The following is a 15,468-nucleotide window of genomic DNA, read 5'->3' on the forward strand; positions in this document are numbered from 1 at the left end:
AAATAGTCGAATTCCACCGCGAACTTTATCAAATAGATATTGGATGATTTTGGTTAATCAACACGTGTGACATTTTTTACTTTCATTTAATCGACATTGTCAATTAAGCCTGTCGCAATTTCTGGGAAAATTGACAAGATGACGATAAAAATAACCATAATCGCAGCGTACGGAACGACGCCTTTTACGATTTCACTAATGGTATTTTCTTTGTCCAATCCTTTTAGTACGAATAAATTTAAGCCGACTGGCGGAGAAATGAGGGCAAGCTCCATATTAACGACCATAATGATCGCAAACCAAATCGGATCGAATCCTAATGCGATGACAATCGGATATAAGATCGGCAATGTAATGACTAAAATCGAAACCGTTTCTAAAAACATTCCGAGCACTAAAAGCGCGATATTAATAAAGATGAAAATAACCCAAGGTGAAATGTCTAAGCCTGTTGCGTAATTGACGATATCTTGTGGAATTTGTAAAATTGTTAAAATATATCCGAGCAACATCGCACCGACAATGATGAATAAAATCATCGCGTTCGTCTTCACCGTTGCGAGTAAAATCTCTTTCATCGTTGCTAAATTAATCGTACGGTAGACGAAAATCGCAATGACGAAGCTAATGACAACCCCAACTGCCGCAGCTTCCGTTGGCGTGAACGTTCCATTGTAAATACCACCGATAATGACGACTGGTAAAATCAAGCCCCAAATCGCTTTACGAGAAGCTTGCATGCGTTCTTTCCATGTCGCTTTTTCATCGCGAATGTGACGCGTTTGGAAAGCTGAGAAAGCCATGAATGATAATGTTAAAATAATACCAGGTACGATACCCGCAATAAATAATTTACCGACAGATTCTCCTGTTACGGATCCATAAATGATCATCGGAATACTCGGTGGAATTAAAATACCGAGCGTTCCTCCTGCTGCGAGTAATCCGAGCACGTGACGCTTTTCATAACCACGGCGAACCATTTCAGGCAATGCTACAGAACCGACTGTTACCGCAGTTGCTACACTAGAGCCTGAAATTGCGGAAAATACCGTACAGACGAAGATCGTCGCAATAGCAAGTCCTCCAGGTAAATGGCGGAACCATGAGCTTGCCATATCGTACAAATCACGACCGACACCACTAATGACGAGCACTTGACTCATCAAGACGTACATCGGCAAAGCTGTCAAAGAAAAATCATCCAATGATTTATAAGAGATGATCGGAATTTGCGCAAAGGCAAATGTTCCACCATCAAAGAAGTACATCCCTGCTACCGCAAGCAAACTAAGGGTGAAGGCGACAGGTAATCCTAAAATGAGCAATAATGTTAACCCACCTGTGAAGAAGAAATTCATAAATGCTCGCCTCCTTCATGTTCCCCACCATCGATTAATTGTAGGGTAAACGCAATAATTAATAAAGCGCCCCCTGCGACGAGAAACGACTCCGGTATGTACATCGGAATTCGTAATAAAGAAGCAGATGTTACACCGAGCTCATACGTTTTTTGAACGTGGTAAAAACTATATAATGTGAAAATTAAACTAAAAATAAGGCCTAAACTATTCGTCACATAAGCTAAAACAACTTTCATTTTCGGACTGACATTGTTCACAAGCAAATCGACCGTAATATGTGAATACGTGCGAACCGCGTAAGCACTTCCTAAAAAACAACTTCCGATAATGGCATAGATGGATAATTCTGTCGCCCAAGACGTTGGCTGATGGAAGAACGAACGTGAAACGACTTCATAAAATGTCATAATCGTCGTCAATAAAATTAAAATTCCAGCAAGGTAGGCGCCAATATACAATAATTGATCAAATAATTGATACACTTTTTTCACATTCTATTCTCCTTCCTCTATGAAAAGCGAACGGACATGCAGCGATTGCTACATGCCGTTGCTCGATTATTGTTGGTCGGATAAATCTAACAATTTTTGTCCGACTTCTCCTGCTGTTTGTACGAAGACGTCTCGTACAGGTGCAGATGCGTCAATCCATTGTTGTAATTCATCTTCAGGAACAACGTACACTTCCATTCCTTTTTCTTCTAATTGTTTTGCAGATTCTGCATCTTCCTTCTCGGCTTGTTCACGAATCCATGTTTCCGTTTCCGCTGCGACTTCCGTCAATAATTGCCGTGTCTTTTCAGGCAAACCATTCCAAAACTCACCGTTCACCGCAAGTAAAAACTCGAGGTATGCATAGTTATTAATTGTTAAATAATCCGTTACTTCTTCGTATTTTCGTTGCAACATCGCTGTCGTACCACTCGTTGCACCGTCTACTGTTTTACGTTGTAAAGCCATATACACTTCGCCGCCACCCATAAAGACAGGTGAAGCGCCGTACGCTTGAATCAACTCAGATGGTAAATCTCCAATGCTTCGAATTTTTAACCCTTTGAAGTCTTCTGGTGATGTTAAAGGATGTTTATTATTCGCGAACTGCATATATCCGTAGTCTGCGAAAATTAAAGGATATGCTCCTTTTGCTTCCATCTCTTCGCGTAAAATATCTCCAAATTCACCTTGTAATAACTCACCGACTGTCGCGTAGTTATTGAATACGTAAGGGACGTCGAAAATGCCCATCGCTGGTACAGTCGAAGCCCATAATGTAGATGAGTTCATCCCCATCTCTACTCCACCCGATAAAATCGATTGGTTCATATCTTTATCGCTCAATAATTGTCCTGCTGGATACACTTGAATGTTCACTTTACCACCAGAACGTTCATTTACTTCTTTCGCAAAGTTCTCTACTCCGATTGAAATGTGGTGATCTTGTGGTAAATTGTACGCGAGTCGAATACGTGCTTCTTCATAGCCTTCAGACTCCCCTTTGCTGTTTTCTTTTCCTGTTTCTTCTTTCGGCTTATCGCCGCCTCCGCCACATGCTGCTAATACCGTTGCGAGTACGAGCATCAATGCCCATTGCCACATTTTTTTCATTGGTCATTCCCCTTTTCTCGATTGTAAATCGGTCTTATTTTTCCTAATGGTGTTTTCGTTGATAAAGAAGCAGCTACATTAGCAGCTTCGATTAAACGGTCCATCTGCAATCCTGTATCAATTTGCATTCGCTCAAATAAATACGCCAGATCTTCCGTCGCAATATTGCCCGCGGCTCCTGGCGCAAATGGACAGCCTCCGATTCCGCTCGCCGAAGCTTCAAATGAACGCACACCGATGCGGTACGCTTCATACGCATTCGCAATCCCAAATCCCCGCGTATCATGAAGGTGTAAAGATAATTCTTTTCCAGCTTTCTCTGTCATTTCAACGAGTTCGGGCATGAGTGCTTCAATTTGTGTCGGAATCGCAATCCCGATCGTATCCGCAATCATCAACCGGTCCACATCTGTTGCAAGAACCCGCTCCGCCAAGTCAAGAACTGCTTGCGGATCTGTTTCTCCTTCGTATGGACAACCGAAGGATACCGCAATCGAAAATGCTGTGCGCTTTCCATCTTCTTTTGCTAGACGGAGCATTTGTTGAAATTGATGAAAATTTTCGTCTTTCGTTTGGCCGATATTTTTAGCATTGAATGTCTCTGTCGCTGCACTTACCCAGTTCACTTCCGACACTTCCGTCTGCCTCGCACGTTCGTATCCTTTTAAATTCGGAACGAGCGCAATCGTTTGTAAATCTGGAATTTGCGTCACACGTGCGATTACTTCTGTCGCGTCAGCCATTTGTGGGACGAATTTTGGATGAACGAAACTCGTCACTTCAATACGACGTAAGCCAGACTGCGCTAATCGTTCAACTAATGTCACTTTTTCATCCACCGATGCGATTCGTGAATCAATTTGCAGTCCATCTCTCGGGCTTACATCAATGATTTCTACTGCTGTCATTTAAATGATGCCTCGCTCTTTTAATTGTTTATAATCTTCTAGCGTAAAGTTTAAAAACTCTTCATAAATTTCATCATTATGTTCTCCTAATCGAGGGCCTGTCGCATCTAATGTCCCTGGTGTACGCGATAATTTCGGAACGATTCCCGGAACCGTTAACTGTTCACCGCTTGCTAGTTCCACTTTTTGCAACATCTCGCGCGCAATATAATGCGGATCTTTCATAATATCTGCGATGCTATAAATGGGTCCGACCGGTACACTTACTTCGTCTAATAATTGCTGTACTTCTTCTAATGTATATTGCTTCGTCCATGCTTCAATTGCTTCGTCAATCGTTTCGACATCGTCTGCACGACCTTGATTTGTAGAATATTCTGACTTTTCTGCAAAATCAGGGCGGCCAATCGCTATCATGAGACGTTTGAAGATTTGATCGCCATTCCCACCGATGACAACATACTTGCCATCGCGACATAAATATGTGTTAGAAGGCGCAATCCCTGGCAGTGTACTACCTGTACGTTCTCGCACAATATTTGTTAAATCATATTCAGGAAGCATTCCTTCTAATAATGAGAATACCGTTTCATACAATGCCACATCGACTTCTTGGCCGAGCTTTTCTGGATGAATGTCTCTAGCACGGAGAGCGAACATTGTCCCGACGACCGCATACAATCCTGCAATCATATCGCCAATTGCGACACCGACACGTACTGGAGGACGATCTGGATAGCCTGTCAAATAACGCAATCCACCCATCGCTTCAGCGACACTTCCGAATCCTGGTTTTTCACGATAAGGGCCTGTTTGTCCATATCCTGAGATGCGTGTTAACACAATCGATGGGTTTACTCGTTTTAAATCTTCATAACCTAAGTTCCAGCGTTCCATCGTGCCAGGCTTAAAGTTTTCTAGTACGACATCACTCTTCGCTACGAGATCGCGGATGATTTGTTGTCCTTCTTCCTCTCGTAAATTCACAGTGATTGATTTTTTATTGCGGCTTTGTACATGCCACCAAACTGATGTATCGTCATGCATGACACGCCAATTTCGCAGAGGGTCTCCCGTCTTCGGTTGCTCTACTTTAATTACTGTCGCACCGAATTCCGAAAAAATCTTCCCTGCGAAAGGAGCCGCTACTAAATTCCCTAACTCAACAATTGTAATGCCTTTTAGCGGTTTTTCATTCATGCCACTTCTCCCCCCCCCTAACATTGTCTCTTAAGTTCTATCTAAATTTTCAGAACATAATGACTATAATAAATTATGCGAATAGTAAAGTCAACAGTCGTTTTCCTTTCTATTTTCAAATCGAATAAATGAAAAAACAAAAATGAATAATTCCTCTTCCCCTGACATATCAATCTTTTCATTCCATAATTTTCTTTGTAAAAATAAGTCATATATCATTTCTTATCGGATTATTACTTTTAGAAAATAATGGCGAGTCTCTTTTCATTCTATAAATGTTGGAAAAATTCTACGACAGAGGAACTGTTTCTTAAAAGAATAAGGGACGGCAGTTGTTTCTCCTTTTCATATTCGTTACAGTACGTATACATTTATCATAGGAAGGAAATCGATATGAGAAAATACAGATTATTACTCGGTGGCTTGTTATTGTTCGGCTGTTCTGAACAAGCGGAACCGACGCCACCGGTCAAAGTTGAAAAACAAGAAATTGTCGAAAAAGAAGAGGTATCGGATGCACCTCGTGAAAATGTTTCAGAAGAGCGAGCGGAAGCTTTAAAATTACGAGAGCTCGGAATCGACGATGCGATCCCTTCTAAAATTATTGAAGAAAGTTCACATAAACGCATCATCCTTTGGTCAGTCGATGGACAAGACATGTATAAAAGCATCGCCCTTCTTTCAAAAAATCATGTGAAATTTGTGCATTTGACGAAAGACGGCTTGCTTTACGATGGCCCGCTCGAATAAAAAAATCCTGTTCGCTCATGAAGCGGACAGGATTTTGTACATTGAGGAATCGGGGCACCATTAATTTTTGCGATATTTCAACCCACTCCCTCTAAGTAGAGGGAGACTTGAAACTGAAATTGAGTATAAAACAGCACGAAACACTTCCTCTATCACTACATATTGTGTCTCATTTCCCTTTTTCTTGCAAGTTTTCTCTTTCACTTCATAAAAACTCCATACATGAACGGTTTTTTTGTGCGAAGGTCTTAGTATTTTTATACTCCCTTCACGTTCGCGACTTTTGAGCGTTCTTCTTTTTATAAAACTCCTTTAAAACTTCCTCTCGTTTTTTCGAATAATGCATGATGTCGAAAGCGACTCGTTTTTTATAAAATGGCAAATAACGGACGATTGCTTTTTGATGCGGACCGAATGTTCTTGCCTCCCACTCTTCTATATAAATTCGGGCTTTCGCTCTAAATTGTTCCCCGTTCTCTTCAATGACTAACAGTTCGGCATCTACCCGATCAAATTGGATGACGTGCGCTGCAATGTACGCGTTTTTCCTGTTAGATGCTTCGATATAAGCGAGCGCTTGTACACCAAACTTTCCGACGAGCCTTCTCACAATCGGAGGTACGACGAGTGACAAAATGACGATGATGAGTACAGAGAAAACAAGAATCGCTTGCATATCTTCTGTAAGCGGCAAAGAAAAGATAATCCATATTGCAATAAAAGGAATCCCTACATATTTCCAAATAAACAATAAAACGATTTTCATACTTTCCCCTCCTATTCCTCTCTATATTGTCAGATTTTTCGAAATAAATCATTGAAAACAATGGAATTTACAGAAAATTTACATTCACTCATGCAAAAAACACCCCACATCGAATGACGTGAGATGTTCCTATACTTTTATAACTGAATCGTAATGCTTGGCATTTCTTGCATGTCGCGTTCGATTAAAATAGGTGTGATCGTTAAGCTTTTCGCATCCTCGTGAATCGGATCAAATGTTGAAAGAGAATACATCGGTCCTTCTCCTTCCATCGTTCCCGCTCCTCCTGACACGACATATTCATTGCCTAAATCATCTACGACGCGGAATGTCGGGCTAAACATGTTCAATTCTTCGATCAATTTTTCTCCCCCGAATAAACTGTACGCAATCCCTTGTAAAGGGGGCAATGCTTCACGAGCTTCTTTTGAAGCGACAGTTTTCACATGTAAGCTTGTCGAAATCGGTGTGCGTGTCATCGATTCTAAAATGACATCGACGCCTTCCACAGAAGAGCGTTCCATAACTGTCGTTGTCGTCGCTTCTTCCGCCTCTACTGAAAAGGCCATCTTCCAATCCGTATCGACCGTTTTAATGACTTCATTATCCGCATTGTAAAATTCCCACGCCTCCATATCCCATACGACAGAAGCTGCCTGAGCGTCATGGTCGAACAATGTCATTTCCATCATGCCGATATAGTGCAAGTCATCAATTTTTTCAATATGTTCCGTTCCCGCCATACCGCTCGACTTTTTCACTTGTAAATTTCCGACTCCTTGCTGCAACCCAACCGCTCCTGGAACCGGCTCATCTAATTCAACCGCGAAATAAATCGTCACCGTATTTCCATCGAAAATCGCACGGTCGACCATCGTCGATATTCCATTGGACGTTTTCACTTGTCCGATAATCGTCGCATGTTCATTTTTCGCTTCATTTTGGTCAAAGAGCGAAACGACATTTTCCATAAACGGGATTTGCGACGCGATCGTTGGGGACATAAAGCTTGCGCCAACGACACTCGTCGTTAAAATTGCCGCAGCTGCTGCGACGCGTCCAATCACGCCGACACGTCGTTTTGTCGGGACTTCCGCTCTCACATAACGTTCTATTTTTTTCTTTTCCATATCTGTCATCTCCATCGGTTCAATTTGTTCAACATCTAAATCATCAAAAGGTTGGTGTGGCATCGTCATCTCTCCTTTGCGGATGTAAAGTTACCGTCAGTTGTCGGCGTCCACGGGACAAGCGATTGTCAACACTCGCGACCGTCAAATGCAATTGTTGTGCAATTTCTTTGCTGGAATACCCTGCCTCATACTTCATCTTAAAAATTTGCTGGTCGATCGTGGACAATGTCGCAATTTGCTCATGAAAAGAATCATCGTTCTCTTCTACGGGTGTTTCTGGAATATCGGCATAAAGAGCTTCTCGCTCCAATTGGCGTTGAACTTTGCGATAATAATCGATCGCGACAGACTTCGTCACTTGCCCGACCCATCCTTTAAATTGTTCCGGCGTGCCGTCAAATGTCGGTGCCTTCGTCCAAATTCGTAAAAATACATCGTTGACACATTCCTCCACAGCGGAAGTGCCTGCAATCGGAGCCACGATGCGATAACAAATCGCCTTCACCCACGGCCCGTATGCATCGATAACGACAGGCAACAGCCGTTCATCTTGGCGCGCCAAACGCCGCAGTTGTCGATTCGTTAACATCGGTTTCCTCCTATTCGAAAAGCGCTTTTCACTCTATATAACGATGCAACTCTCCAAAACCTATCAACAAAATAAATCTTTTTTCAAATGGTTTCAAAATGGGTTAAACATAACACGTTATGTACGCTATGATGAAAGCTATTCGAACATTTCTTCATCTGATACAATCAGGAAAGAAATGTAAAGGAGGCTTTCAATATGAAATGGACGAAAACAATGGTATTCATCGCTTTTGCAATTTTAACACTCAGTGGATGCAACACGGAGACTGACCCCGTCGAACTTGAAGAAGTAGAAGAAGTAACGACGGAAATAGAAGAAGAAACATCGAAAGAAGAGGAAGCGATCGCGTTATTCCAACAAACGCTCGGCTACGCACAAGAGCGCAATGGTTTGACCGTATGTGAACTGACGGAAGAAACATTAATGTGTGGCATCATCAGTGTAGACTCTTATGCGTACGCACCGATTGAATCTGTCACAATGGAAGATGAACAAACATTAACCCTTCACTTACAAGATGAAACGACGATCACACTTTCAAGCATTACAGAAGATTCGTTCGACCTGTTCGACCGAACTTTTCTGAAAGCGACAGGAAAAGGCATTTTATCGCAGCTTCCTTATATTGAATCGCTCGACGATTACTTCAGTAAACAATCGATTGAAGAAGTGTTCCAGTACGGTCAAGGACAACATGACTTATTACAATCTTGGCGTGAAGAAGAACAATATTTAAAAGAAATGAATGCGCCAGGAGATGCGGTTCTTTTTCCTGGATATGCTCCAGAAGAAATCGAATATGCGCGTATGTGGCATCAATATACGAACACTTCTCCAGCACCGCCCCTCACCGTCCTATTTGACGAAAAAGGAACGCCTGTCAATCCGTACATTGAAGATACGAGCCTCGTCTTCCCTGAAGATGTCGTCGTTTTAGTCGGAGAATTTACCGCAGTCGGCATGGTGACGTATCATAGTAACGGAGACGGAACGGTGAATGTGTACGACGTCCCTTCTCATTGGCATCAAGATAGCGATGCTTCTATGACGAAAGCGACCGAGCGAGTGTTGCAAACGGTCACGAAAAAACGAGTGCCGAAAGGAAACCCCGAAATCATCGCCGAAATTTTACAATCGATGACGATTGAACGATAATTTTTTCAATATATAAAACAAAAATTAGAAAAGTATGAAATCAAATTAAGAGAGTATAAAATATTTTGTGTAAATAGAAAATTCCATAGAAAAAGGAAGCCCCTTTCTTGGTAGAATTAAGTCACCATAACCAATCCTAGAAAAGAGGTCTCCCTATGAATCAATTTACAACAGAAATTGTCGATGCACTAGTGAAAAAACAAGATATTACCGAGGTTTTTCGTTCGCACTTGGAAATGGCGATCAACTCGCTACTGGCGACAGAACTAACGGAATTTTTGGATTATGAAAAATACGATCGTATCGGGTTCAACTCAGGCAATTCTCGCAATGGGTCTTATTCGCGTACACTTCACACGGAGTACGGCGATTTAACGCTTCAAATCCCGCGTGATCGCAACGGTGAGTTCAAGCAACAGACAGTGGCACCGTATAAGCGCTCGAACGATACGCTGGAGAAAACGGTCATTCACCTGTTCAAAAAAGGCATTACGATGGCGGAAATTGCGCAATTAATCGAGAAAATGTATGGGCATCACTATACGCCGCAAACGATTTCGAATATGACAAAAGCTGTTTCGGAAACGGTAGAAGCGTTTAATAATCGTTCGTTGCACAATCGCTACGTGTGCGTGTATTTAGACGCGACATACATTGCCGTGCGTCGTGATACGGTGTCAAAAGAAGCCGTCTATATTGCGGTTGGTATTCGTGAAGACGGCTCGAAAGAAGTGCTTGCTTACACGATTGCCCCAACGGAGTCTGCTTACAACTGGCAGGAGCTACTAGAAGAGCTGAAAGACCGTGGAGTAGAAGATGTGCTTTTATTCATCTCAGACGGCTTAAAAGGCATGGCAGACGCTGTTTTCACGGTGTTTCCGAAGGCGAAATACCAAGTGTGCCTTGTCCATGTCGCACACAATATCATGCATAAAGTACGCGTAGAAGATCGCAAGGAAGTGTGCGAAGATTTTAAAACGATTCACCAGGCAAAGGACGCCGAAGCAGCGAAAGAATCGCTCGAGACGTTTTGCGAAAAATGGGGCAAATCGTATAAAAAGGTCGCACAAGGCTTACTCGAAAACCCTTATTTACTGACGTTTTACGGCTTTCCAAAGGCGATTTGGCGAAGCATCTACTCAACAAATCTGATTGAATCATTCAATAAGCAAATTAAAAAATATACAAAGCGCAAGGAACAATTCCCAAACGAAGAATCACTGGAACGCTTTTTAGTGACGCAGTTCGAAGACTACAATCAACGTTTCGCCACACGTTGCCACATTGGCTTCAATCAGGCCCGTGCGGAGCTAGAAGAGATGTTTGAGCAGCTGCACGAACTGGCCGCGCCAGCGCTGTAGGAAAGGGCTAGCCCTTTCCTACACACTCAAATCAACACTTCGAACAAGTACAATTGAATACACAGGTGATGAGTTCCCTTGAACGGGTGAATCATCATTTACACAAAAATATTGACAGTACCCAAATTAAAACTGCTGATTTCATGCTTTTTTTAATATTTAAAATTGTTGATTATATTGATTTTATACGTATTATTACTCTCTCCCAGTTTTCTTCAAAATCTCCCAGAAATCTCTTACGCGTTGGGGGCCGATTTGGTCGTATTTGCCGATGAGGACGAATTCTTTCGGTAATAACCCGACGCTTGTAATGCCGTCGCGTTGTAAATGTTCAACGAGTTTCGGAGAGCGCGGTAACAGTTCGTCATCAATTTGAATCGCAGCTCGCCTTTCCGTAATGACGAGTTGTTCGCCTTCGTAAAACAACAATAACTCGCCGTCTCCTTGACGGTCTGCACGCACTTGTTTTCTTCTAATTTCCTCTTCGATAAAGTGCTTTAACTCTTCGACGAAAACGGCGGTATGCTCTTGTTTGCGACGAGGGGTCCGCGTGTGGAGTTCGTCCAAAGAATACGGCAATTCACTCATGAAACGCGCTTCTTGTTTGTTATTTAAAGCGATGAGATACGATTCACTCTTTTCAAAACGTTGAGGCAGTAAAAGGGCATCACGTAAAAAGTACGGAATATCGATCGACTCTTCTCGGAAAGTGAGCGTGCGAACCGTCGTCATCCCTGGCAATGTTACCCCCTGCTCTAAAGGCACAACTTCCGTGTGATCGGTCCCTTCCTGCAATTGCTTTTCTAATTGCTCTAAACGCAATGTCAATTCGCCGATTTCTAACGTGCGAAGTACATCATTCATCTTCGGATCGCAATAGGGTGGCATTTCTAAGTCCGGGCTTAAATAAGTTTCCGTATACCAATGCATAACATCATAAATATGACGCCATACAATCAACGACTGAACGAGATACACTTGTTCAATTTGATGCGTCGCCTTATTCCCTGCTAAACGAATTTTTTCACACGCCTCATATACCGCTTTTGGCATTTCATACAAGCTTTGGTCGTTTAAGTGATCTACCAATTTAAATCCAAAAGGTCGTTCGATTCCTTCTACTTTATCTATCTTTTGAAAAATAACTTCAATCAATGTTCGACTATGCGTCAACAAAGCACGCGGATTTTGGAATACCGCAAGCTCCAACTCCTCTAAAAATTGAGCGAGCTGTAAATCTTCTTTTTCTAAAAACTGATAAAACATTCAAAATCCTCCCATCTTCCTACCATCAATCAAATTCTCATATTTTGTCTTATATTGTACCAAATTTACAACACTTGTGTAGTTACATAAAAAAACAACCTACCTTCTAAATAGAAGACAGGTTGTGATCGGGTAAATCATTATTCTTATTTTCCAAAAAAATCTTATAATCACTTCAAATCTATGTATATTTTATAGATTTTTATTGGAAACTGATACTTTTCACTCAAACGATGGTATACTATTCAAATCGAAACTAATACGGAAAGAAGGAATTATGATGACAGAAACGATGAGTACATTAGATGCGCTTTGCATCGCAGCCCCTTACATTCATAAAGTGTTGAAAGGCGAGGCGATTGTGGCAGTCGCAGATAAGAAAAAAGACACAGTCGAACGTTATTTACCTGGACGCCGTGTCGATTCAGGGTATCGAGACGGAGAACGTGTCAATCCAGGGGATGACAATGTATACATCGCGTTTAGCGGTCGAAATGCGGACGTTTATATCGATCGTAGTGTGTACGGTGTTCCGATTAAAGCATTCGCTTTCCCGATTTTAGAAGGTCGTGAAGTCGTCGGAGCATTGGCAATCGGACTTCCTGTTGAAAATGAAGAACAATTAAAAGAATATATGGACACGATGCAAGGCATTATCGATTCTTTACAAGATCGCGTTCACATTATCGCAGCGCACTCAGAAGAATTATCAGCAACGAGTGAAGAGATGAGTGAACAATCAGAACATGCGTTAAAAGACTCTGAAAAAACGAATGAAATTACGAGCTTAATTAAAAGCATTTCTCAACAGACGAACTTACTCGGATTAAATGCGGCAATCGAAGCAGCACGTGCCGGTCAACACGGTGCTGGGTTCAGTATTGTTGCGCAAGAAGTTCGTAAATTATCACTTCAAACAGCAGGGGCAACGGGACAAATTGAAGATTCTTTATCGAATATTAAACATAATATGGAAAACTTAAAAACGAATATGGGCCAAATCGCTGAAGCATCGAATGAACAAGCGACACTCGTTCAAGATTTCAGTGACATTATCGAGCGCTTGAATACATTGAGTGCCGAAATGAATGATTTTTTACAAGAAATGGTCAAGTAATATCATCCGAAACGCTTACGAATCCATCTTTCGTAGGCGTTTTTTGTGTCTTTCATCATCTTCATCATCTCCTTTGTTTTTTCTTTCACCCGTTACATTACGCCTCTCTTCTTTTTTCTGGACAACTTTTTCTTTTTCATCTTCATTTCTCTACGTGTATAAGATCCATGACGGATAAAGATTATTATATCTTCTCTTGGTAATTTTTAAGAATGGTATTATTAAGGGTAACGTTTTGTAACGTACGATTTCATAACGTTACAAAACATAACGATACGGAATTTTGTTACGATTTGCTATGTTACAAAACGTAACGATACGGGCGTAACGATAGATTTCGTAACGTACCATTTCGTAACGTTACAAAACGTATCGATACGCCTCGTACCATTGTTTTATTTGAAAAATAAATTTCTTCTCTTTCATTCACATACGATTATTATAAAACTTTTAGCTTTCCCATTTTCCAGTGAGTGCGTCGCAACGTTCGAGCGGTTGGTTCGTCGATTGATCAACGATGTCATACACTAATACATACGCTCCTTCTACTCGTTCCCATCGTTTTGTAACGCTCATGCGATTCACATAGTCAGCCCGTATTTCCTCTTCACTCCACACTTCTGCCTCCGTTAACTGTTGCGCTTCATCTGCTGTAAGTGTAGTACCTGCATAGTACGTCACCGCTCCCGTCACTTCACTCACTTGAACGGAAAGACGCGCCAAGTGATCTCCTCTATCATTCACCCAATGAAAGACGTACGGTTCATCTAAAAATTCACGTTCGATTTCGACTAAGGAAGGTACAGCGTGAGGGATGACGACTTGTAGCCAATGGAGCGCTCGCTCGTGACGCTTTTCTTCCGTCCACGTCTTTTCTCCCTTTTCTTGTCGAAAAGAAAAAGCACCGTTCGGCAAATTCGTTTCTTCATCAATGGTCACTTTCACCGTCTCCGCACTTTGCACTTGAAAATACGTTTCAAACGACATCGGATCTTTCGGTCTTTCTCGCGGTGTACCGTAGATGATTGCTTTCGGTTCTTCGCGCGTGCGCAATATGCGTGCTTTGTCGACACCGAGCATTTGTTGCCAGCTGAGCGGCGTTTTTTTCGGCCAAACGATGGACATCGCTCGACTTGACGGCTCGTCTTCCATGTCCCAATTGTAGAGAAGAGTCGGTGTTGCGACATCTGCTCGATACGTTTCATTACGCGCTACATACACCCATCTTCCTTCATCGATCACTTTTTCAAAAGTGACGTGACGGGCAGCATGTTCGCGTATGGCAGACGGTTGGACGATGTCTTTCACTTCTGGAATTGTTACTTCACCATAATGATAGCACCCCGAAACTTGTCCATCTATTGTTATTTTGACATAACAACCACTATATGGAAGTGGGAGTCCGCCCGCTTCTTGCTCGTAGTAAAACGTCACGCTTTCTTTTCGCGCAACGAAGCGCTCGGCTCGATATTGTGAAAAGACAGGACCGATATGGGCAACGAGCCACTGTTCAGCGATGCGGCGCAATGGTTCAAGCGACTGCTGTTTCCCCGTCACTTCCACTTCTCGGTCATAGCTTTGGAGTCGCCCTTCTTTCGTCAATGTCAGCATGACGTCTTCTTCCCAACCGATGACATACGTTCCTTCTTCCTCATCGTAATCGATAATGGTTGGAGGTGTTGCGACTCCTGCGATCTCTTTCGCTCGTTCGTATTGTCGTTGTAGCCTTTTCTCTTCTGTCATTTCAATTCCTCCTCGTTGACGTTCGTATACACGACGAAATGCTCGACGTGCGCGGTGTAATTTCGTCTTTATGGCACTTTCGGACAACTCCCAATGCTCGGCAATTTCTCTTATGGAATAACCTGAAAAATAATACGTCTGTAATAGGCTCGCTTCACTCTCTCGCAGCTCTTTCAATAGGACGAGCACTTCTTCCCGCTCGTTTTCATGCTGGATGCTAGCGATCATACTTTCTTCTAAAGGTATTGTCTCTAGCTCTTTTTGGACGTGCCGATACGCTAGTCGAATCGCAATCGTCATGACCCACGTTTCAAAATAGCGGGCTTCTTTCAATTGCTCGAGCTTCTGATAACTCGTAAAAAGCGCCTCTTGCACGACATCTTCTGCCATTTCCCAGTCCTTCGTAATCGTCAATACTTTGTACAGTAGACGCATGCGAAGTGGTGTTACAAGTTGTGAAAAAGCGGCTTCGTCCCCTTTCTTTGCTCGTTGAATCCATCGTTCCATTC

General features: G+C 42.3%; 13 protein-coding genes and 1 pseudogene. 4 read left to right on the top strand and 10 right to left on the bottom strand.

Annotated elements, in window-relative coordinates; genetic code table 11:
* Window positions 1-86: 86 nt before the first annotated feature.
* The 5 genes from ACFQ0V_RS01630 to ACFQ0V_RS01650 form a co-directional block, all read right to left on the bottom strand.
* A complete protein-coding gene (locus ACFQ0V_RS01630) occupies window positions 87-1,361 on the bottom strand; it encodes a TRAP transporter large permease (RefSeq protein WP_194562023.1) in 1,275 nt (424 codons plus the stop codon).
* Window positions 1,358-1,855: a TRAP transporter small permease gene (locus ACFQ0V_RS01635; protein ID WP_194562024.1), complete on the bottom strand. Its 498-nt coding sequence runs from the start codon at window positions 1,853-1,855 to the stop codon at window positions 1,358-1,360. Before ACFQ0V_RS01635 ends, ACFQ0V_RS01630 begins: the two co-directional genes overlap by 4 nt.
* Before the next feature lie 66 nt (window positions 1,856-1,921).
* The gene (locus tag ACFQ0V_RS01640) at window positions 1,922-2,968 is read right to left on the bottom strand and encodes a TRAP transporter substrate-binding protein (protein WP_381008993.1); all 1,047 of its coding nucleotides are present in this window, start codon (window positions 2,966-2,968) and stop codon (window positions 1,922-1,924) included.
* Window positions 2,965-3,876 (bottom strand): hydroxymethylglutaryl-CoA lyase, encoded by a 912-nt coding sequence (locus tag ACFQ0V_RS01645; protein WP_381008995.1) that lies wholly within the window; start codon window positions 3,874-3,876, stop codon window positions 2,965-2,967. The genes ACFQ0V_RS01640 and ACFQ0V_RS01645 overlap by 4 nt, the downstream gene beginning before the upstream one ends.
* Complete coding sequence (locus tag ACFQ0V_RS01650) at window positions 3,877-5,076, bottom strand: CaiB/BaiF CoA transferase family protein (protein WP_381008997.1); 1,200 nt, start codon at window positions 5,074-5,076, stop codon at window positions 3,877-3,879.
* Between the two features lie 393 nt (window positions 5,077-5,469).
* On the opposite strand from ACFQ0V_RS01650, the gene ACFQ0V_RS01655 reads away from it, so the two are divergent.
* Window positions 5,470-5,826: a hypothetical protein gene (locus ACFQ0V_RS01655; protein ID WP_381008998.1), complete on the top strand. Its 357-nt coding sequence runs from the start codon at window positions 5,470-5,472 to the stop codon at window positions 5,824-5,826.
* 268 nt (window positions 5,827-6,094) lie between these two features.
* Here the strand turns inward: ACFQ0V_RS01655 and ACFQ0V_RS01660 are convergent, their stop codons facing one another.
* From ACFQ0V_RS01660 to ACFQ0V_RS01670, 3 genes are all read right to left on the bottom strand, one after another.
* Window positions 6,095-6,592, bottom strand: coding sequence for a hypothetical protein (locus ACFQ0V_RS01660; RefSeq protein ID WP_381009000.1), 498 nt, complete (start codon window positions 6,590-6,592; stop codon window positions 6,095-6,097).
* A gap of 137 nt (window positions 6,593-6,729) precedes the next feature.
* Entirely contained in the window at window positions 6,730-7,785 is a 1,056-nt protein-coding gene (locus ACFQ0V_RS01665) for a DUF4179 domain-containing protein (protein ID WP_381009002.1), read from the bottom strand.
* Window positions 7,766-8,314, bottom strand: coding sequence for a sigma-70 family RNA polymerase sigma factor (locus ACFQ0V_RS01670; RefSeq protein WP_381009004.1), 549 nt, complete (start codon window positions 8,312-8,314; stop codon window positions 7,766-7,768). Before ACFQ0V_RS01670 ends, ACFQ0V_RS01665 begins: the two co-directional genes overlap by 20 nt.
* Window positions 8,315-8,512: 198 nt before the next feature.
* Here ACFQ0V_RS01670 and ACFQ0V_RS01675 point away from each other — a divergent pair, with 198 nt between their 5' ends.
* Both ACFQ0V_RS01675 and ACFQ0V_RS01680 read left to right on the top strand, forming a co-directional pair.
* Window positions 8,513-9,472, top strand: a complete 960-nt coding sequence (locus ACFQ0V_RS01675; RefSeq protein ID WP_381009005.1) for a hypothetical protein — start codon at window positions 8,513-8,515, stop codon at window positions 9,470-9,472.
* 155 nt (window positions 9,473-9,627) lie between these two features.
* Window positions 9,628-10,833, top strand: a complete 1,206-nt coding sequence (locus tag ACFQ0V_RS01680; protein ID WP_381009007.1) for an IS256 family transposase — start codon at window positions 9,628-9,630, stop codon at window positions 10,831-10,833.
* 195 nt (window positions 10,834-11,028) lie between these two features.
* Here ACFQ0V_RS01680 and ACFQ0V_RS01685 read toward each other — a convergent pair whose 3' ends face one another.
* On the bottom strand, window positions 11,029-12,099 hold the full coding sequence (locus tag ACFQ0V_RS01685; RefSeq protein ID WP_381009009.1) for a hypothetical protein: 1,071 nt from the start codon (window positions 12,097-12,099) through the stop codon (window positions 11,029-11,031).
* Window positions 12,100-12,898: 799 nt separating this feature from the next.
* Here ACFQ0V_RS01685 and ACFQ0V_RS13265 point away from each other — a divergent pair.
* Window positions 12,899-13,216, top strand: a pseudogene (locus ACFQ0V_RS13265) (methyl-accepting chemotaxis protein); the annotation flags it as partial.
* Between the two features lie 450 nt (window positions 13,217-13,666).
* Here the strand turns inward: ACFQ0V_RS13265 and ACFQ0V_RS01695 are convergent.
* Window positions 13,667-15,466, bottom strand: a complete 1,800-nt coding sequence (locus tag ACFQ0V_RS01695; RefSeq protein WP_381009013.1) for a sigma-70 family RNA polymerase sigma factor — start codon at window positions 15,464-15,466, stop codon at window positions 13,667-13,669.
* Window positions 15,467-15,468 lie beyond the last annotated feature (2 nt).

This window comes from Savagea faecisuis, from assembly GCF_042675605.1.
In the GTDB taxonomy this organism is placed as follows: Bacteria; Bacillota; Bacilli; order Bacillales_A; family Planococcaceae; genus Savagea; species Savagea faecisuis.